This window comes from Actinosynnema sp. NPDC091369 (assembly GCF_044757065.1).
Taxonomy (GTDB): domain Bacteria; phylum Actinomycetota; class Actinomycetes; order Mycobacteriales; family Pseudonocardiaceae; genus Actinosynnema.
Genome location: NZ_JBIVUG010000003.1, coordinates 692959 through 713360 on the forward strand (window position 1 = coordinate 692959; position 20402 = coordinate 713360).

Here is a 20402-nt window from a genome sequence, read left to right on the forward strand (position 1 = left end):
AAGCGTCCTCGCCGGACGGGCAGATCAGCAGGATGACCCCGCCTACCTCCGGGATCTCCTGTTCCGTTGTGGGTCGGGTTCCGTGTCATCCCACCGACTTCCCTCCGGGCTACCACACGCGTCAAGGGGGCGACATCAGAAGCAGTGGGTCGTCATCAGTGGACTTCGCCCCCTTGACACGTGCGGTAGGGCAAAGCCAGGTCGGCGGGATGACACGAACCCCTCCCATGGGAGGGGTTCGTGTCATCGCGGCCCGACCGCGTCTTTGATTCCTTCTAGGTCCGCATCGCTCACCGGACATCGTCCTGCTCCAAGCGAGCCTTCAACTGAGTCAAGCACCGCCCCCGAGTCGGCCCTATCGACCCACGTGGCATGGACAGGGCTTCGGCCACGGCACGGTATTCCGCCCGGCCCGCCAGAACGGTCAGCCGGAGCAGTTCCTGACACCGACGGGGCATGGAGTTGAAAGCGCGCCAAAGCCGGCGATCACGGTCATCGCGCAACGCCTCAGGCTCGGGGAGCCAACGGTCGTCGGGCATGTCGACGGCCGAGTCGGTGGACAGTGCCGGGCGGCCGTTGAGGTCGCGCCACGCTCGTTGGGCCTCACGCCGGGTGGCGACGATCAGCCAGCCGGCCACGGCCTTGGGTTCGGCCAGTCGGTCCAGGTGGCGCAGCAGGCTCAGCCACACCGTCTGCACGACGTCCTCCGCCGTGGCCTGGTCCAGGCCGTTGCCCCTGGCCACGTGCCACACCAACGGGGTCAGCTCGGCGACGAGGGAGTCCAGCGCCTGCCGGGAACCGGCCTGAGCGGCCTCGACGAGCGCGGCCTGTCGTTCGTAGCGGGACGCCTGGGCCATGATCGCCGCCACGCCCAGGTCGTCCGTGCCGGGGTCCTCCGGGATGGCTTCGGCCAGTTCGGCGCGCAGGTGGTCGAGTCGGGGGTCCAGCTCGTCGGTCATGACGTCTCCTTCCCGCGCTGGGAGCCGCGCACCCGACGCTCCTCGTTGCCGACCTGCTCGCTGACCCGCGCCCGTGCCTGCGACACGTACCGCCGCACGGACGCCCGCCGGCAGCCCAGCACGTCGGCGATCTCGTCGTCGTCGAAGTCCCAGAACCGCAGCACCAGCGCGGTGCGCAGGTGGTCCGGCAGGTTCGCGACGGCGGCCAGCGTGCTGACCAGCTCGTGCCACGTCTCGGCGTCCCGCTGCTTGGGCACCAGGATCCGGTACGTGCCGCGCTGCCGGGCGACCACCTCGTCGGTCAGGTCGCCCGGCCGCTCCCGCCGGCGGGCCTGGTCCACCAGCAGGTTGCGGATCGTCTTCACCAGCCAAGCACGTCTGGACCCGGGGGCGATCACCGGCCAGTGCCGCCACGCGCCGACGAACGCCTCCTGCACCGCGGACTCGTGGTCCAGGTGGGGCGACATCACCGCCGCGAAGCGGAACAGCCGGGTGCGCTCCCGGTGGTAGAAGTCGCTGAAGGTGGCCGCGTGGTCGTCGGGGTGCTCCGGCGTCACGAACCCTCCCCCCTCTGGTCCCGGTACCGGGTAGACGGACGAGACCGGGGGTTGTGGAGGAAATCCGGTCAAGCGGGCTGCCGCGCCGCCCTCTTCCCGACCGCGCGCAGCAACCGCACCCAGGCCGACCACCGGGCCGGCCGCACGGGCAGGTGGCCGGCGGCGCGGGCCGCGTTGTCGAACAGGTCCTCGATCAGGGCGTCGTGCAGCCACCGGACGGCCAGCGGCCACCCCAGCCGCATCAGGCCGTGCGGCCGACCGGTCAGAGTGTGCCGCAACCCGCCCGGGACCGCTTCCAGCACGTGGGTGCCGACCACCCCGATCCGCGGGTCGAAGGCGAACTCGACGCGCTGACCGGGTACGTACGCGGTGCACCGGTAGCGCACGAAGTCGTGGCCGCCGTCCGCGCCGACGCCCAGCGGCCGGTCCAGCACGAGCGGTGGCCAGCGGTCGGACGGCCACAGCTCCACGACCCGGTCGACCAGGCCCTCGCTGTCGGGGAACAGCCGGGTGTGCACGTTCTCGATCATCACTACCCCCAACTTCCGTACGGCACCGTATGGTGCATCACCATACGGTAGCGTATGGAGGCATGGCACGGCGGACGCGAGACGACTGGACCGAGGTGGCCCTGCGAGCGCTGGCGGAGGGTGGCGTGGCCGCGGTCGCGGTAGAGCCGCTCGCAGCGCGCATCGGGGCGACCAAGGGCAGCGCCTACTGGCACTTCCCCAACCGGGAAGCCCTGCTCAAGGCCACCCTCGAACGCTGGGAGCGCGAGCACACCGAGGCCGTGATCGAGCTGGTCGAGTCGGCCGCGCAGCCCTTGGAGAAGCTGCGGCTGCTGTTCGCGACCGTGCTGGAGGACGTGGGGCACAGCGCGGTCGAGCTGGCGATGCTCGCGGCCAAGGACGACCCGGCCGTCGCGCCCGTGCTCGGCCGCGTCACGGAACGCCGCATCGGCTACATGGAGGAGCTGTTCACGGCCCTCGGGTTCGACGCCGACGTGGCCCGGCGGCGGGCCGTGCTCGCCTACTCGGTCTACCTGGGGCAGGCGCAGCTGCTGTCGGCGACGCCGGACGTCGTCGCGGCGCGGCGGGCGCTGCTGGAGGAGACGCTGACCGTGGTGCTGTGCCGTGGCTGAGCCGTTCCGGTTCGGCGTCCGGGTCAAGCCGGGTGCGAAGCGCGAGGTCGTCGGCGGCCGGTGGGGTGACGGCGCGCTGGTCGTCGCGGTCGCCGCGCCCGCGGTGGAGGGCAAGGCGAACGAGGCCGTGCGCAAGGCGCTGGCCAAGGCGTTCGGCGTGCGCAGGCAGGACGTGGAGGTGGTCGCGGGCGAGCGCGGCCGGGACAAGGTCGTGCAGGTCGACCCCGCCCCGGCCGGCGCCGCCGAGGTGCTGGCGCGGCTGCTGGACGGCTAGGCCGCCAGCGTCCACACCGCGTGCGCGATGGCGTCGGTGTTGCGGTCCAGCGCGGTCGCGTTCACGTTCGACGAGGTGTCGCACGAGCGGTGGTAGCAGCGGTCGAACGCCACGCCCGCCGAACCGCCCCACTTCTGCGCCTGGGCGGAGGTCTTGATGCCCTCCGCGCCGGTGAACGTGCCGCCGACCGGGATGCCCGCCCGCGCGAACGCCGCGTGGTCGGACCGCCCGCCCACGCTGGTCAGCTCGGTCGGCACGCCGATCGAGCTGAAGTAGCCCTGCAACGTCTGCTGGAGCGCGAGCGAGCCCGACGGCTGACCGGACGCGCTGTAGACGAAGTAGCCGGGGTTCGGCGAGCCGATCATGTCGAAGTTCAGGTACGCGTCGATCCGCGAGCGGTCCGTTGTGGACAGCGAGTTCACGTAGTAGGTGGAACCGACCAGGCCCAGCTCCTCCGCGCCCCACCACGCGAAGCGCAGGTGCTTGGTGGGCTGGAACCCGGTGGAGCGCACGGCCAGCGCGACCTCCAGCAGGCCGGCCGAGCCGGTGCCGTTGTCGTTGATGCCCGGACCGGCCGACACGCTGTCGAGGTGCCCGCCGAGCATGACCACGTTGTCCAGGTCGCCACCGGGCCAGTCGGCGATGAGGTTGTAGCCGGTGGCGCCGTTGCTGGTGAACGACTGCACCCTGGTGGTGAACCCGGCGGCGTCCAACTTGGACTTCACCCAGTTCACCGAGGCGAGGTAACCCGGACGGCCGTGCGCCCGGTTGCCGCCGTTGGCGGTGGCGATGCTCTGGAGCTGGCCCAGGTCGGCCTGGACGGCGGAGACCGGGATGTTGGGCCCGGCCAGGGCGGAGGGTGGCGCGGCGGTGGCCGAGCCGAGGCCGGAGCCGAGGAGCGCGCCGGTGGTGACCAGCGCGATGGAGATCGTTCGCAGCTTCACGGTGTCTCCCGCAGGGGGTGGAGGTGACCGGGGCGGCGGACCCGGTAGTCAACATGCACGGTTCCGCATGGTTCGCGCTAGCGACGTTCGGCTGGTGACGCTGCGTGGGGTGCCGGATTCGTCCATTTCGGTGTCGTCGGGGGAGAATGACACCGTCGAGTGATGTCGCAGGACGACGGCCTGGAGGTCGAGTGGGCGGTGTGACGGGCTACCTGGGCATCGCCGCCGGCGTACTCCTGCTCTCGGTCATCGCGGTGAGGGTGTCGATCAGGCTCGGTCTGCCGTCCCTCCTGCTCTACCTCGGCATCGGGCTGCTGCTCGGCGAAGCCGTGCTGGGCATCCAGTTCGAGGACGCCGACCTGACCCGCTCGCTGGGCACGGTCGCGCTCGTGCTGATCCTCACCGAGGGTGGGCTGACCACCCGGTGGAGCGCGGTGAAACCCGCGCTGGGGCTGGGCATCGCGCTGTCCACGGTGGCCGTCGGCGTGAGCATCGCGGTCACCGGGTTCGCGCTGCACTTCCTGCTGGACATGGACTGGCGCACAGCCCTGCTGTGGGGCGCGGTGCTGTCGTCCACCGACGCGGCGGCGGTCTTCAGCGTGCTGCGCGGGATCGGCGTCGGCAAGCGGCTGATCGGCGCGCTCGAACTGGAGTCCGGCATCAACGACGCGCCGGTCTACATCGCCGTCGTGCTGCTGGCCGCACCCGACCCGATCACGTGGACCGCGCCGCTGCTGATGGGCTACGAGCTCATCGCGGGCGCGGTGATCGGCGTCGCGCTCGGCTGGCTCGGCGGCATCGGGCTGCGCCGGGCCGCGCTGCCCGCCACCGGCCTGTACCCGCTGGCCACGGTCGCGGTGTGCCTGCTCGCCTACACCGTCGGCGACATCGCGCACGCGTCCGGGTTCCTGGCCGTCTACATCGCCGCCCTCGTGCTCGGCAACGCCCGCCTGCCGCACCGGGCCGACACCCTGTCGTTCGCCGAGGGGCTGGGCTGGATCGCGCAGATCGGGCTGTTCGTGCTGCTCGGCCTGTACGCCTCACCCGATCGGCTGCTCGACGCGCTGGTGCCCGCGCTGGTCGCGGGCGCGGTGCTGGTGCTGCTGGCCCGGCCGCTGTCGGTGCTGTTCGCCGCGCTGCCGTTCCGGGTGCCGTGGCGGGAGCAGGTGTTCGTCTCCTGGTCGGGGCTGCGCGGCGCGGTGCCGATCGTGTTCGCCCTGATCCCGCTGATCCAGGGCGTGCCCGGCGCGCAGCGGCTGGTGGACGCGGTGTTCGTGCTGGTCGTGGTGCTGACCGTGGTGCAGGGCACGACCCTGCCGTGGCTGGCCAAGTGGCTGGGGCTGGTCAAGTCCGGCGAGGCGCACGAGGTGCAGGTCGACTCGTCGGCGCTGGACCAGCTCGGCGCGGAGCTGCTCCAGGTCCGCATCCAGCCCGGCTCCAAGCTGCACGGCGTGTACCTGTCGGAGCTGCGGCTGCCGCCGGGCTCCTCGGTCAGCCTCGTGGTGCGCGACGACAACGGCTTCACGCCGCAGCCGACGACCCGCCTTCAGGAGCACGACCAGCTGCTGGTGGTGTGCACCGAGGCCATGCGCACGGCGACGGAGCAGCGCATCCGGGCGGTGGACCGGGCGGGCCGCTTCGCCCGCTGGAAGGGCGACGTCGGGCTGCCGTGACGCTCCCAGGATGTGAACGCCACTCGACGGGACCGCGCGGCCTGGGTTAGCTTCGAGTCGAAGGTCATGAGTGCCAGCGCGAAGCCCAGGCTCGCTGGCCGGCAACCCTCCTCCGCGGTGGGGTGCCCCTGGTGAGGACCTGGCCGGCGCGCAGGGCGTCCGGCAAGCGCGGGCTCCCTCTCGGGTGGGGTCCCGGACCCCCGGAGGGCGTCATGACGATCGCAGTTCCCGCCACCACCACCGTTGCCCGTCCTGAGCAGGCGCTGCCCCGCGTGGTCGGCTCGTCGCTGCGCGTGCCGCTGGTCACCGGCGAGCGCGTCGAGTACGCCAACCTCGACCACGCGGCCAGCGCCCCGTGTCTGGAGCAGGTGCGCGACGCCGTGGACGAGGTGCTGCCCTGGTACGCCAGCGTGCACCGCGGGGCGGGCTTCGCCTCGCAGGTCAGCACCAGGGTCTACGAGCAGGCCCGCGCGTCCGTGCGCCGCTTCCTCAACGCCCGCGAGACCGACGCCGTGGTGTTCGCCCGCAACACCACCGACGCGCTGAACCTGCTGGCCAGGAGCGTGCCCCGGCACACCGCCGTGGTCCTGTTCGACACCGAGCACCACGCGGCGCTGCTGCCGTGGCGCGGCCCGAACGTGCGCCGGCTGCGGACGCCGTCCTCGCCCGCCCAGGCGGTGCTGGAGTTGGACCGGGCGCTGCGCGCGGCCCCCGTCGGCCCGAGGCTGGTCGTGGTGACCGGCGCGTCCAACGTGACCGGTGAGCTGTGGCCCGTGGCGGAGCTGGCCCGGGTGGCCCGCCGGCACGGCGCCCGCATCGCCCTGGACGCCGCCCAGCTCGCGCCGCACCGGCCGGTGGACGTGCGCGCGCTGGACGTCGACTACACCGTGCTGTCGGGGCACAAGGTCTACGCGCCGTTCGGCGCCGGTGTGCTGGTCGGCCGGTCCGACTGGTTGCAGGCTGCCGAGCCGTACCTGGTGGGCGGCGGCGCGACGGCCCGCGTCACCGACCACGGCGACCGGCTGGGCGTGGCCTGGTCGGCGGTGCCCGAGCGGCACGAGGCCGGCACGCCGAACGTGGTGGGCGTGCACGCGCTGGCCGTGGCGTGCGACGTGCTGGGCAGGCACTGGGAGCAGACCACCGCCCACGAGCGTGCCCTGCTGGCACGGCTGCGCGCGGGTCTGAAGACCGTGCCCGGAGTGCACGAGCTGACGTTGTTCGGCTCGGACCAGGACCGCGTGGGCGTGGTCAGCTTCACCGTCGGCGGTCAGGACGCCGGCTACCTGGCCGCGGCGCTGTCCGCCGAGCACGGCATCGGCGTGCGCGACGGCGCGTTCTGCGCCCACGTGGCCGTGCACCGGCTCGCGCACGGCGAACGGGCCCTGCGCGCCTCGATCGGGCTGGGCACCACCGAGGAGCACGTAGACCGGTTCGTGGCCGCGTTGCGCACCCTCGTGGTGGAGGGCTCGCGGTGGGAGTACGAGGTCCGGGACGGCCGCTGGACCCCGCTGGACGACCAGCGCGCGCTCCCGCCGTTCCTGCGCTGACGTCGATACTGGACAATGGCCCGGTGAGCACCGATCCCAACACCGAGCCGGACACGCCGGACCAGCCGGACGCACCGCTGCCGAAGCGACGGGTCCTCCTGCTGGCCGTGATCGCGCCGCTGGTGTTGGCGCTCGACCTGGTCACCAAGATCATCGCGGTGGACAAGCTCGAGGGCCGCGACCCGGTCGAGCTGTTCGGCGGCCTGCTCTACCTGCCGCTGATCCGCAACACCGGCGCCGCGTTCGGCCTGGCCGAGGGCTGGACGGTGATCCTCGCCCTGATCGCGTCGGGCGTGGTCGTGTTCATCCTGTGGATCGCGCGCCGGCTGCGGTCGGTCGGCTGGGCCATCGGCCTCGGCCTGGTCCTGGGCGGCGCGCTGGGCAACCTGGTCGACCGGATCTTCCGCGCGCCCGGCCCGCTGCGCGGCGGCGTGGTCGACTTCATCTCGGTCCTCGACCCGTGGGGCAACTTCTTCCCCGTGTTCAACCTGGCCGACTCCGCGATCTGCGTGGGCGGCGGCGTGATCGTGCTGATGGCGTTGCTCCAGCGCGACTACGACGGCACCCGCGTGGAGAAGAAGACCAGCGAGAAGGAAGCGGGCGCATGAGCGGCGACTACCGGACCCTGCCCGTCCCCGACGGCTTGGACGGGATGCGGGTCGACGCCGGTCTCGCCAAGCTCCTCGGCCTGTCCCGCACGGTCGTCGCCGCGCTGACCGAGGCGGGTGACGTGGTGCTCGACGGGCGGCCCGCGGGCAAGTCGGACCGCCTGGTCGCCGGGTCCGTGCTGGAGGTCACCCTGCCCGAGCCGGAACGCCCGGTGCAGGTGCAGGCCGTGCCCGTGGAGGGCCTGATCGTCCTGCACGAGGACGACGACGTGATCGTGGTCGACAAGCCGGTCGGCGTGGCCGTGCACCCCAGCCCCGGCTGGACCGGTCCGACCGTGGTGGGCGGCCTGGCCGCGGCCGGCATCCGGATCGCCACGTCGGGCGCGGCCGAGCGGCAGGGCGTCGTGCACCGGCTGGACGTCGGCACCACCGGCGTGATGGTGGTCGCGAAGAGCGAGAGCGCCTACTCGGCGTTGAAGCACGCGTTCAAGGAACGCACGGTCGACAAGCTCTACCACGCCCTCGTGCAGGGCCACCCGGACCCGATCAAGGGCACCATCGACGCGCCGATCGACCGGCACCCCAAGCACGACTACAAGTTCGCCGTGATGGCCAACGGCAAGCCCAGCATCACCCACTACGAGGTGGTGGAGGCGTTCCGGGCCGCGTCGCTGCTCGACGTGCACCTGGAAACCGGCCGCACGCACCAGATCCGCGTGCACTTCTCCGCGCTGAAGCACCCGTGCGTCGGCGACCTGACCTACGGCGCCGACCCGTCGCTGGCCAAGCGCCTCGGCGTGACGCGGCAGTGGCTGCACGCCCGGACCCTGGGCTTCCACCACCCGGCGGACGGCCAGTGGGTGTCGTTCACCAGCGAGTACCCCGACGACCTCGCGGACGCGCTGGAACTGTTGCGCTCAGAGGGTTACTGACCTTTTCAGCCGAAAGTCTTGCGCTGAGCGCGTGATGTGTGCCATATCGCTTTTCCCGGGATCGTTTGGCTTGCGAAGCTTTTGCCAGACGAGCCCGGGGAGCGTGCGGCATGGACAACAGAGCCAGACTGGTCGTGCTGCTGGGCACGCTGTGCCTGCTCGGTCCGCTCTCGATCGACGCCTACCTGCCCGCGTTCCCGTCGATCGCCGGTGACTTCGGCGCGACGGAGTCGCAGATCCAGCTGTCGCTGACCACGTTCATCATCGGCCTGTCGGTCGGGCAGCTGCTGGTCGGTCCGCTCTCCGACTCGTGGGGCAGGCGGCGTCCGCTACTGGTCGGGATCGGCAGCTACGTCGTGATCTCGCTGGTCTGCGCCGTCGCACCCAGTGCGCTCGCCCTGGCCGGCCTGCGGCTGCTCCAAGGGCTCGGCGTGGCGGCCGGGTTCGTGGTGGCGATGGCGGTGGCGCGCGACCGGTTCGAGGGTCTCGCGATGGCGCGCTTCATGTCGGTGATGATGCTGATCAACAGCCTGGGGCCGGTGGCGGCGCCGGTGCTGGGCGGCCAGTTGCTGCGGTTCACCAGTTGGCGCGGCACGTTCGTCGCGCTCGCCGTGATCGGCACGGCCCTGCTGGTCGCGCTGGCGGTCGGCCTGCCCGAGACGCTGCCGCGGGCCAAGCGGCGCCCGGCGAACCTGCTGCTCACGATCAAGGTGTTCGGCGGGCTGCTGGCCGACCGCAAGTTCGTCGGCTACGCGCTGGCGTCGGCGCTGGCCCTCGGCTCGCTGTTCGGCTACGTCGCGGGCGCGTCGTTCGTGCTCCAGGGCGTGTACGGGTTGAGCCCGCAGCAGTTCAGCCTGGTGTTCGGCGCGAACTCGGTGGCGATCGTGCTGGCCGGGCTGCTCAACACCAGGCTGACCGGGCGGGTCATGCCCCGCCCGCTGCTCAAGGCCGGGCTCGCGGGCGCGGCGGTCGGCGGGGTCGGGCTGCTGGTCGGCGGGCTGGTCGGCGGTGGGCTGGCGACGTTCCTGCCGCCGCTGTTCGTGCTGACGATGAGCGTGGGGCTGCTCATGCCGAACGCCGGGTCGCTGGCGATGTCGCGGCACCCGGAGGCGGCGGGCAGCGCGTCCGCGGTGCTGGGCGTGACGACGTTCCTGGTGGGCGGCCTGATGGCGCCGCTGGTGGGCGCGGGCGGGTCGGCGAGCGTGCTGCCGATGGTGACCGTGATGGCGGGCGCCACGACCCTGGCGGTGCTCGTGTTCGCCACCCTGACCAGGGGTGACGTCGGCATCACCCGGGATGGTGAACCGACGCCCGCCCCGGCCTGACGCACCGCTCAGCCCTTCAGCGTGGCCAGCGGGTCGAGGCTGTCCTCGGTGAGGTCGCCGAAGTCGGTGGACACCGACAGCCCGCGCCACCGCGCGTCGGACTCGGCGCGGGCCCGGTCCACCCGCCCGGCGAACCCGACCGCGTCGCTGCCCAGCAGCAGCCGGACCGGCGGCTCGTCGAGGTCGACGACCCGCAGCACGACGTCCGCGACCTTCGCCGGGTCGCTCGCCGCGCGCGCCATGAGCGTGGTCCGCAAGGCGTTCACCGCGCCGACGGTCCGCTCGTAGGCCGGTGAGACCGGGTGGACGGTCATGGACGCGCCCGCCCAGTCGGTCCGCATGCCGCCCGGTTCCAGCACGGTCACCTTGATGCCCAGCGGCGCGACCTCCTTCGCGAGCACCTCGGAGAAGCCGCCGACCGCGAACTTGGCCGCCTGGTAGGCCGACAGCCCCGGCGTGGTCGCCCGACCGCCGACCGACGACACCTGGACGACGTGGCCCGAACCCTGCTCGCGCAGCACGGGCAGCGCGGCCTTGGTGACGTTGACGACGCCGAACAGGTTGGCCTCGACCTGCGCGCGGAAGTCGTCGTCCGGCGTGTCCTCGACCGAGCCGGAGTTGGCGTACCCGGCGTTGTTGACCACCACGTCGAGCCGGCCGAACGCGGTGACCGCGGTGTCGACGGCGGCGCGCGCGGCCTGCGGGTCGGTGACGTCCAGCGCCACGGCGCGCACCCGGTCGCCGTACCGCTCGACCAGGTCGGCGAGCTGCTCGGGCCGGCGGGCGGTCGCGACCAGCGAGTGGCCGGCGGCCAGCACCTTCTCGGCGATCTGCCGGCCGAGCCCGCGCGAGCTGCCGGTGACGAGGAAGACCTTGCTCATGTCGTCTCTTAACTGACTGGTTGGTTAGGTGTTGTCACCAGGGAAGCACTCCGACCCCACGCTGTCAACTAGACGGTTAGTCAGGTAGCGTGGCGGCCATGGCTGGTGATGCGGAGGCAACCCGGCGGCGGCTGCTGGACGCGGCGGCCGCGGAGTTCGCCGAACACGGGATCGCGGGCGCGCGGGTCGACCGGATCGCGGCGGCGGCGAAGAGCAACAAGGCGCAGATCTACCACTACTTCACCAACAAGGACGGCCTGTTCGACGCGGTGATGAGCGACCTGGCGCAGGACACGCTGCGCGAGGCCCCGATCGACCCGGCGAACCTGCCCGAGTACGCGGGCAGGCTGTTCGACCGCTTCACCGACGACCCGGTCAAGGAGCGGCTCGCGAAGTGGTACCGGCTGGAGGGCGCGGGCTACGCGGCCGTCGAGGTCGTGGTGGCCGGCACCCGGGACAAGATCGCGGCGATCGCCAAGGCCCAGGACGAGGGCCTGGTCACGACCCGGTTCACGCCGGTGGAACTGCTCGCGCTGGTCGTGCACCTGTCCGCGCTGTGGGGCTCGACCACGCCGGAGCTGGCCGGGCACGCCGCCGACATCCCGCGCGACCGCCGCCGTCGGGTCGTGGTCGACGCGGTGGCCGCGGTCCTGCGGGACTGACCGGCGTCAGTCGTCGATCGTCCAGACCAGGGTGTTCAGGTCGGTCTCGGGCCGCGAGCTCCAGCGCACCGAGAAGATCACCGTGTCCTCGGGCAGCACGTAGACCGTGTGCCCGCCCGCCGTCTCGCCCGGCTGCACGCCGATCTTGTGCGGCGGTCGCGACGACAGCGACACCGGCGCCTTGCTCACCGTCTCGCCCTTGTTGGTCATCAGCACGAGGTACATGTCGGGCAGGGCGTTGAACGGCACCTGGCCGATGTTCGACAGCTCGGTGTGCACGACCACGGCGCGCTCGCCGTCGGCCAGCTTGTAGCCCGCCGCGGTGAACAGGAAGTCCGCCGGGTCGACCACCTCGACCAGCTGGATGGTGAACCGGGCGCCCTCCAGGCCCTCGGTCTCCAACGTGCTGCCGATCTTGCCGGTGCGCGCGCGCGGCGCGGGCGCCTGGTCGCCGCGCGCCCACCCGGACGTGCCGGGCACGCCCCACGTGCTGATCGGCTCGGGCACGCGCACCGGGCCCGACGGCACGGGCTGCGGGCCGGTGCCGGGCTGCGCCGGGAACGGCGTGCTGGGCGGGCCCTGCGGGACGGGGTAGCCGGGGTAGGAGCCGGACGGCGTGCCGTGCGCCGCGCCGGGCGAGGGCGGGTACGGTCCGCTCGGCGTGCCGCGCACGGCCTGGCCGCCGGGACCGTTGTAGTTGCCCCACGCCACGCTGTTGGCCAGCGCCTTGCGGATGCCGTTCGGGTCGCACTCCACGCCGACGAGCAGCGGCAACCCGCTGCCGGACAACGTGATCAGCCGGGTGGCGGCCTCGCGCGGGTCCATGCCGAGCCGTGCGGCCACCTCGTGCACGGCGGCACGGCCCATCTCGGCGATCATGGCCAGGAGACGGGCGTCGACGGGGTCCGGCGCTACCACACCTCGAACGCTACCCGCCTGGGGAGATCTTCGCCCCATCGCCCCGCAGACACACCCCTGGTGTGGGGCCACCGCGAGATTCTCGGTGGGATAGGCTCGCCGACGTCTTGCCCGCGCTCTGTCCCGGGCCCGCTGCGATCTTCAGGGGGGTTTGGGTGTCCGACTCGTTTGTGCACCTCCACGTGCACACCGAGTACTCGATGCTCGACGGCGCGGCCAAGCTGAAGGACATGTTCGCCGAGTGCGAGCGGATGGGCATGACCGCCGCCGCGATCACCGACCACGGCAACATGTACGGCGCGTACGACTTCTACAAGCAGGCGACCGCCGCGGGCATCAAGCCGGTGATCGGCATCGAGGCGTACCTGGCGCCGGAGTCGCGCTTCAACAAGAAGCGCGTGCTGTGGGGCGACCCCGGCCAGAAGGCCGACGACGTCTCCGCCAGCGGCGCGTACACCCACCAGACGATCTGGGCCCGCACCAACGAGGGCCTGCACAACCTGATGAAGCTCTCCAGCCGGGCCTCCACCGAGGGCCAGCTCGGCAAGTGGCCGCGGATGGACTCCGAGCTGATCGCCGAGCACTCGGCGGGCCTGATGGCGACCACCGGCTGCCCGTCCGGCGAGGTGCAGACCAGGCTGCGGCTGGGCCACGAGAAGGAGGCCCTGGAGGCCGCCGCGAAGTGGCGCGACATCTACGGCGCCGACAACTTCTTCGTCGAGCTGATGGACCACGGCATCGAGATCGAGAGCCGGGTCCGGGGCGGGCTGCTGGACATCGCCAAGAAGCTCAGCATCCCGTTCGTGGTGACCAACGACTCGCACTACACCTACGCCGAGGACCGCGACGCGCACGCGGCGCTGCTGTGCGTGCAGACCGGCAAGACGTTGCAGGACCCGACCCGGTTCAAGTTCGACGGCACGGGCTACCACCTCAAGTCGCCGGACGAGATGCGCGCGATCGACTCGTCGGACGCCTGGCAGGAGGGGTGCCGCAACACCCTGCTGGTGGCCGAGAAGGTCGACACGACCGGCATGTTCGCCTTCCAGAACCTGATGCCGCGCTACCCCGTGCCCGAGGGCATGACGGAGGCCGACTACTTCCGCGAGCAGGTGTGGGAGGGCATGCGCCGCCGGTTCCCCGAGGGCGTGGACGAGGTGCACCGGCAGCAGGTCGAGTTCGAGATCGGCGTCATCCTCCAGATGGGCTTCCCGTCCTACTTCCTGGTGGTCGCCGACTTCATCAACTGGGCCAAGGCCAACGGCATCCGCGTCGGCCCCGGTCGTGGTTCCGCCGCGGGCGCGCTGATCGCCTACGCGATGGGCATCACCGACCTCGACCCGCTGGCGCACGGCCTGATCTTCGAGCGGTTCCTCAACCCCGACCGCGTCAGCCCGCCCGACATCGACATCGACTTCGACGAGCGCCGGCGCGGCGACGTGATCCGGTACGTCACCGAGAAGTGGGGCGTCGACAAGGTCGCCCAGGTGATCACGTTCGGCACGATCAAGGCGAAGGCGGCGATCAAGGACTCCGCCCGCGTGCTGTACGGGCAGCCGGGCTACGCGGTGGCCGACCGGATCTCCAAGGCCATGCCGCCCGCCGTGATGGGCAAGGACATCCCGCTGGCGGGCGTGTTCGACCCGGCGCACAAGCGGTACTCCGAGGCCGCCGAGGTGCGCGCGCTGTACGAGACGGACCCGCAGGTCAAGGAGATCATCGACACCGGCCGCGGGCTGGAGGGCCTGATCCGCAACGCGGGCGTGCACGCCTGCGCGGTGATCATGTCCGCGGAGCCGCTGACGGACCACATCCCGGTCTGGATGCGCCCGCAGGACGGGTCGATCATCACCCAGTTCGACTACCCGACGTGCGAGACGCTCGGCCTGCTGAAGATGGACTTCCTCGGCCTGAGCAACCTCACCACGATCGACGACGCGCTGAAGAACATCAAGCTCAACGGCAAGGGCGACGTCGACATCTCGACCGTGCCGCTGGACGACCGCAAGACCTACGACCTGCTCGGCCGCGGCGACACCCTGGGCGTGTTCCAGCTCGACGGCGGCGCGCTGCGCGACCTGCTGCGGCTGATGCGCCCGGACAACTTCGAGGACGTCTCGGCCGTCATCGCGCTGTACCGGCCCGGCCCGATGGGCGCGAACTCGCACACGAACTACGCGCTGCGCAAGAACAAGCAGCAGGAGATCGTGCCGATCCACGAGGAGCTGCGCGAGCCGCTGGCCGAGATCCTGGACACGACGTACGGCCTGATCGTGTACCAGGAGCAGGTCATGGCGATCGCGCGGAAGGTGGCGGGCTACTCGCTGGCCCAAGCGGACCTGCTCCGCCGCGCGATGGGCAAGAAGAAGAAGGAGATCCTCGACAAGGAGTACGAGGGCTTCGAGGCGGGCATGATCGCCAACGGCTACTCGCCCGAGGCGATCAAGACGCTGTGGGACATCCTGGTCCCGTTCGCCGACTACGCGTTCAACAAGGCGCACTCCGCCGCGTACGGCCTGATCGCGTACTGGACGGCGTACCTCAAGGCCAACTACCCGTCCGAGTACATGGCGGCGCTGCTCACCACGAACTCGGACAACAAGGACAAGTCGGCCGTCTACCTGGCCGAGTGCCGCCGGATGGGCATCACCGTGCTCCCGCCGGACGTCAACGAGTCGGAGCGGGAGTTCGTCGCGGTCGGCGACGACATCCGGTTCGGCCTGGGCGCGATCCGCAACGTCGGCGCGAACGTGGTCGACGCGATCATCAAGACCCGCACGGAGAAGGGGAAGTTCGCCGACTTCTCCGACTTCCTGCGCAAGGTCGACGTGCAGGCGTGCAACAAGAAGGTCGTCGAGTCGCTGATCAAGGCGGGCGCGTTCGACTCGCTCGGCCACCCGCGCAAGGGCCTGCACATGGTGCACGTCGAGGCGGTCGACGCGATCATGCTGACCAAGAAGGAAGAGGCGCGCGGCCAGTTCGACCTGTTCGGCGACGGCAGCGGCGACGGCGACGGCGCCTCGGTGTTCGACGTGAAGATCCCCGACGAGCACTGGGAGTCCAAGCACCAGCTCACGCTGGAGCGGGAGATGCTGGGCCTGTACGTGTCCGGCCACCCGCTCAACGGGGTGGAGCAGGTGCTCAGCTCCTACTCCGACACCACGATCCCGCGCATCCTGGAAGGCGACGTGCCCGACGGCACGCAGGTCACGCTGGGCGGCATCCTGGCCTCGGTCACCCGCCGGGTGAACAAGAACGGCGAGCCGTGGGCGTCCGCGCAGCTGGAGGACCTGGCCGGTGGCATCGAGGTGCTGTTCTTCCCCAAGAGCTACATGGTGCACGGCATGTCGGTCGCCGAGGACGCGATCGTGCTGGTGAAGGCGCGGGTGGCCAAGCGGGAGGACCGGATCTCGCTGATCGCGAACGACCTGGTCGTGCCGGACCTGTCGGAGCTGGGCGCGCAGGCGTTGCGGCTGAAGGTGGCCGCGTCGCGCTGCGACCCGAAACTCGTGACGTCGTTGAAGGAAGTGCTCTCCAACCACCCGGGCACGACCGAGGTGCACCTGAACCTGGTCATCAACAGCAGCCGCAACACGTTGCTCAAGCTGGACGACGCCCTTCGGGTTACTCCCACCCCATCCCTTATGGGTGATTTGAAGGCTCTGCTCGGACCGGGGTGCTTGGGCTGATCGGGTGACAAACCCAGCAATCGGGGACAAGAGGAAGCCTCGGATCGTTTGAGTGAACAGGGTTAACTCAAACGAGGAGGGGGTCCCCGTGGGGGAGAAGATCGCCGGTCTCGACGTGCTCGGCGAGGAGTACTTCGCCGACCCGCACGCCTACCACGCGCGGCTGCGCGAAGAGGCGGCGGCCACCGAGATCGTGCTGCCGCGCGGCACGAAGGCGTGGCTGGTCACCCGGTACGAGGAGGCGCGGTCGGCGCTGGCCGACCCGAGGTTCAGCAAGCACTGGGAGCGCTTCCCCGAGGTCATGGAGCGCAACCGGATCGGCGGCGGCGACGCGCCCAAGTTCGACGAGTCCCTGGTGCAGCACATGCTGAACATGGACCCGCCGCACCACACGCGGCTGCGCAAGCTCGTCACCAAGGCGTTCACCGCCCGGCGGGTCGAGCAGCTGCGGCCCCGCATCCGGGAGATCACCGACCGGCTCCTGGACGAGGCGGGGGAGAAGGGCGACGTCGACCTGGTCGACGCGCTCGCGTTCCCGCTGCCCATCACGGTGATCTGCGAGATGCTCGACGTGCCCATGGACGAGCGCGACGAGTTCCGCGTGTGGTCCAACGTCCTGGTCGCCGGCAACGGCGAACCGGAGCAGCTCCAGCAGGCGGGCGCCCAGATGGCGGGCTACCTGGCGAAGCTGGTCGAGCACAAGCGGACCGCGCCCGGCGACGACTTCTTCTCGGCGCTGGTGCAGGCCGACGAGGACGGCGACCGGCTCGACCAGATGGAGCTGATCGCCATGGCGTTCCTGCTCCTGGTCGCCGGGCACGAGACGACGGTCAACCTGATCGCCAACGGCGTGTACCACCTGGTGCGCAACCCCGAGCAGCTGGCGGCGCTGCGCGCCGACCGGTCGCTGCTGCCCGGCGCGGTCGAGGAGGTCCTGCGCTTCGAGAGCCCCGTCAACCAGGCGACGTTCCGCTACACGAACGAGGACGTCGAGCTGGGCGACGTGGTGATCCCGAAGGACAGCGTGGTGGTGGTCTCGCTGTCCGGCGCCAACCGCGACGCCTCCCGGTTCCCGGACCCGGACCGGCTCGACATCACCCGGCAGGCCACCGGGCACCTGGCCTTCGGCCACGGCATCCACTACTGCCTGGGCGCGCCGCTGGCCCGCATGGAGGGCGAGATCGCCATCGGGGCGTTGATCGACCGGTTCGACGTCGCCCTCGCCGCGGACCCCGACGCGCTGACGTGGCGGCAGGGCACGCTCATCCGCGGCCTGGAGAAGCTGCCGGTTAGCCTGACGCCTCGTGGAGCGCGATGAGCTGCTGAAGCTGGACCAGGCGCACGTCTGGCACCCGTACGGCCCGATGCCGGGCACCCACGAGCCGCTGGTGGTCTCCTCGGCCGAGGGTGTCCGGCTCCGGCTGGACGACGGGCGCGAGCTCGTCGACGGCATGTCGTCGTGGTGGGCCGCGATCCACGGCTACCGCCACCCCGTGCTCGACGCGGCGGTGCGCGACCAGCTCGGCCGGATGAGCCACGTCATGTTCGGCGGCCTGACCCACGAGCCCGCGGTGGCCCTGGCGGCACGGCTGGTGGAGATCACGCCGGAGCCGTTGCGGCACGTGTTCCTGTGCGACTCGGGCTCGGTGTCGGTCGAGGTCGCGATCAAGATGGCGTTGCAGCACTGGCGGTCGCGGGGCCGGCCGGAGAAGCGGCGGCTGCTGACGTGGCGCGGCGGGTACCACGGCGACACGTTCCAGCCGATGGCGGTGTGCGACCCGGAAGGCGGGATGCACTCGCTGTGGCGGGGCGTGCTGCCGGAGCAGGTGTTCGCCTCCGCGCCGCCGCGCGAGCTGGACACCGCGTACGTGCAGGAGCTGGCCGACCTGGTCGAGGCGCACGCGGGCGAGCTGGCCGCGGTCATCGTGGAGCCGGTGGTGCAGGGCGCGGGCGGGATGCGCTTCCACGACCCGCGCTACCTGCACGTGCTGCGCGAGCTGACGCTGGCGCACGACGTGCTGCTGATCTTCGACGAGATCGCCACCGGCTTCGGCCGCACCGGCGAGCTGTTCGCCGCCGACCACGCCGGGATCAGCCCCGACATCATGTGCCTGGGCAAGGCGCTGACCGGCGGTTACCTGTCGATGGCCGCGACCCTGTGCACGCCCCGGGTGGCCGACGGCATCTCGCGCGGAGAGGTGCCGGTGCTGGCGCACGGGCCGACGTTCATGGGCAACCCGCTGGCGTCGGCGGTCGCGCTGGCGTCCACGGACCTGCTGCTGGCGCAGGACTGGCGGTCGTCGGTGCGCAGGATCGAGGCCGGGCTGCGGTCGGGCCTCGCGCACGCGCCCGGTGACGTGCGGGTGCTCGGCGCGATCGGCGTGGTGCAGCTCGACCACCCGGTGCACATGGCCGCCGCCACCGCCGCGGCCGTCGACCACGGGGTGTGGCTGCGGCCGTTCCGCGACCTGATCTACACCATGCCGCCGTTCATCAGCGGTGACGACGACGTGGCCGCCATCGCCGCCGCCGTCGTCGCCGCCGCCGAGGCGTCACAGGCGCAGCAGGGTTGAGCCCCACACGAGCAGCAGCGTCGCGTACCCGACGCAGATCCAGCCGACCGCCTGGTTGCTCGGCTCCTCCTTGTGCCCGCCGAGCTTGTTGACCAGCAGCCACCAGCCCAGCGCCACCACGCCGAGGGCCACCGGGCTGAGGAGCACGCCGTAGGCGCCCGCGTACACGCCCGCCCAGAAGTCCACCGGCAGGCTGATGCCGTTGGCGTACCCGGTCGGGAACAGCTCCACCGCGACCGCCGACCACACCCACGCCACGACGCGCAGCCGTGCCACCGTCTCCGGCTTGGCGGTGTCGTGGTTGATGGCCACCACGCCCCACGCCAGGAACGCGCCGCCGCCGAACAGCCAGCCGGTGGCGGTCGACACGACCGGCACGCGGCCGACCGCCGCGCCCAGCGCCGGGAAGATCGAACCCCACAGCACGAAGTGCCCGACGACCACCGATGCGGTGACACCCAGGACGATGAGGGTCTGCACTCCGCCGTGCTGCCGCTGGAACCAGTTCTTCGGCTTGTCGGCCGGCCGGGTGGCGGTGCGCACCGACGCGGCGTCGCGGGCGCGCTGGGAACCCTGTTGCCGGCGCCTGCGCCTGCCGTTCTTGCCCACGTCAGCCGTGGACCGCGGCGGCGAGCTCGGAGTTGGTCGGCTCCACCAGGACGCGGCCGTCGGGCAGCACGACCACCGGGATGTTCTTGCGCCCGCCGGCGATCTCGATCGCCTTGTCGCGCGCCGCGTCGTCGTGTTCGACGTCGACCTCGGTGAAGGGCACTTCGTGCTCCCGCAGCCACGCCTTGGCCCGCCGGCAGTCGCCGCACCAGTTCGCCCCGTAGAGAACGATCTCACTCATGGTGGTGACTGTAGAACGCGGAGGACCGCAACGCTCCGCATAGGCTTAGGGTGAGTGGCCGTGAGCGTCCTCGTGATCACCGGCACGGGCACCGAGGTCGGCAAGACCGTGGTCGTCGCCGCCCTGGCGGCGTTGGCCGCGGCCGAAGGTCGACGGGTCGCCGTGCTCAAGCCCGCGCAGACCGGCATCGCCGACGGCGAGCCCGGCGACCTCGCCGAGGTGGTCCGCCTCGCGGGCCCCGTCACCACCCGGGAGCTGCGCCGCTACCCCGAACCGCTGGCCCCCGCCACGGCCGCGCGCCGGTCCGGCCTGCCCACCGTGCACCCCAGCGAGGTCGCGTCGGCGGCCGTGGCGCTGGACGAGACGCACGACCTCGTGCTCGTCGAGGGCGCGGGCGGGCTGCTGGTCCGGTTCGACGACGCGGGCTCGACCATCGCCGACGCGGCGTGGGCGCTCAACGCGCCGGTGCTCGTCGTCGCGCACCCCGGCCTGGGCACGTTGAACATGACGGCGCTGACCGCCGAGGCCCTGCTGCGCCGCGGCCTGGAGTCGGTCGGGGTGGTGGTGGGCCGCTGGCCCGCCGTCCCCGACCTGGCCACCCGCACCAACCTGGTCGACCTGCCGGAGGCCGCGGGCGCGCCGCTGCTGGGCGTGCTGCCCGACGGCGCGGCGGCGCTGGGGCGCGACGAGTTCGTGGCGACGGCCCGGGAAGGTCTCTCGCCGTGGTTCGGCGGCACGTTCGACCCGGAGAAGTTCGCCGCGCCGCACACGTGCTGACGCGGTCCGGCGCGGGTTGACCGAACCAGTGACGCACGTCGCTGGGGCGCGCCGGGCTCCGTGCGGCAGACTGCACGGCGGACCACCGCCGG

The 20402-nt window shown here is 71.7% G+C and carries 20 protein-coding genes and 1 riboswitch; of the genes, 12 read left to right on the top strand and 8 right to left on the bottom strand.

Features of this window, described 5'->3' with window-relative positions; translation table 11 throughout:
• Positions 1–290: 290 nt before the first annotated feature.
• The 3 genes from ACIQMJ_RS15885 to ACIQMJ_RS15895 form a co-directional block, all read right to left on the bottom strand.
• Positions 291–857, bottom strand: coding sequence for an RNA polymerase sigma factor (locus ACIQMJ_RS15885; protein ID WP_499761834.1), 567 nt, complete (start codon positions 855–857; stop codon positions 291–293).
• Positions 858–955: 98 nt separating this feature from the next.
• On the bottom strand, positions 956–1516 hold the full coding sequence (locus ACIQMJ_RS15890; protein ID WP_499761686.1) for an RNA polymerase sigma factor: 561 nt from the start codon (positions 1514–1516) through the stop codon (positions 956–958).
• Positions 1517–1584: 68 nt separating this feature from the next.
• Positions 1585–2046 carry an SRPBCC family protein gene (locus ACIQMJ_RS15895; protein WP_499761687.1) on the bottom strand — a complete coding sequence of 154 codons (462 nt, stop codon included), beginning with the start codon at positions 2044–2046 and terminating at the stop codon, positions 1585–1587.
• A 62-nt stretch (positions 2047–2108) separates the two neighbouring features.
• On the opposite strand from ACIQMJ_RS15895, the gene ACIQMJ_RS15900 reads away from it, so the two are divergent.
• Positions 2109–2657 carry a TetR/AcrR family transcriptional regulator gene (locus ACIQMJ_RS15900; RefSeq protein ID WP_499761688.1) on the top strand — a complete coding sequence of 183 codons (549 nt, stop codon included), beginning with the start codon at positions 2109–2111 and terminating at the stop codon, positions 2655–2657.
• Positions 2650–2931, top strand: coding sequence for a DUF167 domain-containing protein (locus ACIQMJ_RS15905; protein ID WP_499761689.1), 282 nt, complete (start codon positions 2650–2652; stop codon positions 2929–2931). Before ACIQMJ_RS15900 ends, ACIQMJ_RS15905 begins: the two co-directional genes overlap by 8 nt.
• On the opposite strand, the gene ACIQMJ_RS15910 is transcribed toward ACIQMJ_RS15905, so the two are convergent.
• A complete protein-coding gene (locus ACIQMJ_RS15910) occupies positions 2928–3875 on the bottom strand; it encodes a M28 family metallopeptidase (RefSeq protein WP_499761690.1) in 948 nt (315 codons plus the stop codon). The two genes, ACIQMJ_RS15905 and ACIQMJ_RS15910, sit on opposite strands and share 4 nt — an antisense overlap.
• A gap of 200 nt (positions 3876–4075) precedes the next feature.
• Between ACIQMJ_RS15910 and ACIQMJ_RS15915 the strand changes: the two genes are divergently transcribed.
• The 5 genes from ACIQMJ_RS15915 to ACIQMJ_RS15935 all read left to right on the top strand — a co-directional run bounded on the left by ACIQMJ_RS15915 (position 4076) and on the right by ACIQMJ_RS15935 (position 9960).
• Positions 4076–5548 carry a potassium/proton antiporter gene (locus tag ACIQMJ_RS15915; protein WP_499761835.1) on the top strand — a complete coding sequence of 491 codons (1473 nt, stop codon included), beginning with the start codon at positions 4076–4078 and terminating at the stop codon, positions 5546–5548.
• Positions 5549–5610: 62 nt separating this feature from the next.
• A riboswitch (SAM riboswitch) is annotated at positions 5611–5723 on the top strand.
• Between the two features lie 37 nt (positions 5724–5760).
• Positions 5761–7095: an aminotransferase class V-fold PLP-dependent enzyme gene (locus ACIQMJ_RS15920; protein ID WP_499761691.1), complete on the top strand. Its 1335-nt coding sequence runs from the start codon at positions 5761–5763 to the stop codon at positions 7093–7095.
• A gap of 23 nt (positions 7096–7118) precedes the next feature.
• Positions 7119–7703 (top strand): signal peptidase II, encoded by a 585-nt coding sequence (gene lspA, locus ACIQMJ_RS15925; RefSeq protein WP_499761692.1) that lies wholly within the window; start codon positions 7119–7121, stop codon positions 7701–7703.
• Entirely contained in the window at positions 7700–8635 is a 936-nt protein-coding gene (locus ACIQMJ_RS15930) for an RluA family pseudouridine synthase (protein ID WP_499761693.1), read from the top strand. The genes lspA and ACIQMJ_RS15930 overlap by 4 nt, the downstream gene beginning before the upstream one ends.
• A gap of 110 nt (positions 8636–8745) precedes the next feature.
• Positions 8746–9960 (top strand): multidrug effflux MFS transporter, encoded by a 1215-nt coding sequence (locus ACIQMJ_RS15935; RefSeq protein WP_499761694.1) that lies wholly within the window; start codon positions 8746–8748, stop codon positions 9958–9960.
• Between the two features lie 8 nt (positions 9961–9968).
• Here the strand turns inward: ACIQMJ_RS15935 and ACIQMJ_RS15940 are convergent, their stop codons facing one another.
• The gene (locus tag ACIQMJ_RS15940) at positions 9969–10841 is read right to left on the bottom strand and encodes an oxidoreductase (RefSeq protein WP_499761695.1); all 873 of its coding nucleotides are present in this window, start codon (positions 10839–10841) and stop codon (positions 9969–9971) included.
• A 98-nt stretch (positions 10842–10939) separates the two neighbouring features.
• Here ACIQMJ_RS15940 and ACIQMJ_RS15945 point away from each other — a divergent pair, with 98 nt between their 5' ends.
• The gene (locus ACIQMJ_RS15945) at positions 10940–11503 is read left to right on the top strand and encodes a TetR family transcriptional regulator (protein ID WP_499761696.1); all 564 of its coding nucleotides are present in this window, start codon (positions 10940–10942) and stop codon (positions 11501–11503) included.
• Positions 11504–11509: 6 nt separating this feature from the next.
• On the opposite strand, the gene ACIQMJ_RS15950 is transcribed toward ACIQMJ_RS15945, so the two are convergent.
• Positions 11510–12421, bottom strand: coding sequence for an AsnC family protein (locus tag ACIQMJ_RS15950; RefSeq protein ID WP_499761697.1), 912 nt, complete (start codon positions 12419–12421; stop codon positions 11510–11512).
• 155 nt (positions 12422–12576) lie between these two features.
• On the opposite strand from ACIQMJ_RS15950, the gene dnaE reads away from it, so the two are divergent.
• The 3 genes from dnaE (at position 12577) to ACIQMJ_RS15965 (ending at position 18683) form a co-directional block, all read left to right on the top strand.
• The gene (gene dnaE, locus ACIQMJ_RS15955; RefSeq protein WP_499761698.1) at positions 12577–16110 is read left to right on the top strand and encodes a DNA polymerase III subunit alpha; all 3534 of its coding nucleotides are present in this window, start codon (positions 12577–12579) and stop codon (positions 16108–16110) included.
• Between the two features lie 88 nt (positions 16111–16198).
• A complete protein-coding gene (locus tag ACIQMJ_RS15960) occupies positions 16199–17428 on the top strand; it encodes a cytochrome P450 family protein (protein WP_499761699.1) in 1230 nt (409 codons plus the stop codon).
• Positions 17415–18683: an adenosylmethionine--8-amino-7-oxononanoate transaminase gene (locus ACIQMJ_RS15965; protein ID WP_499761700.1), complete on the top strand. Its 1269-nt coding sequence runs from the start codon at positions 17415–17417 to the stop codon at positions 18681–18683. The genes ACIQMJ_RS15960 and ACIQMJ_RS15965 overlap by 14 nt, the downstream gene beginning before the upstream one ends.
• Here the strand turns inward: ACIQMJ_RS15965 and ACIQMJ_RS15970 are convergent.
• Both ACIQMJ_RS15970 and ACIQMJ_RS15975 read right to left on the bottom strand, forming a co-directional pair.
• Positions 18663–19292 (bottom strand): hypothetical protein, encoded by a 630-nt coding sequence (locus tag ACIQMJ_RS15970; protein WP_499761701.1) that lies wholly within the window; start codon positions 19290–19292, stop codon positions 18663–18665. The genes ACIQMJ_RS15965 and ACIQMJ_RS15970 overlap by 21 nt on opposite strands.
• Before the next feature lies 1 nt (position 19293).
• Positions 19294–19533: a glutaredoxin family protein gene (locus ACIQMJ_RS15975; protein WP_499761702.1), complete on the bottom strand. Its 240-nt coding sequence runs from the start codon at positions 19531–19533 to the stop codon at positions 19294–19296.
• 60 nt (positions 19534–19593) lie between these two features.
• Here ACIQMJ_RS15975 and bioD point away from each other — a divergent pair, with 60 nt between their 5' ends.
• Positions 19594–20310: a dethiobiotin synthase gene (gene bioD / locus ACIQMJ_RS15980; RefSeq protein ID WP_499761703.1), complete on the top strand. Its 717-nt coding sequence runs from the start codon at positions 19594–19596 to the stop codon at positions 20308–20310.
• Positions 20311–20402: the final 92 nt, after the last annotated feature.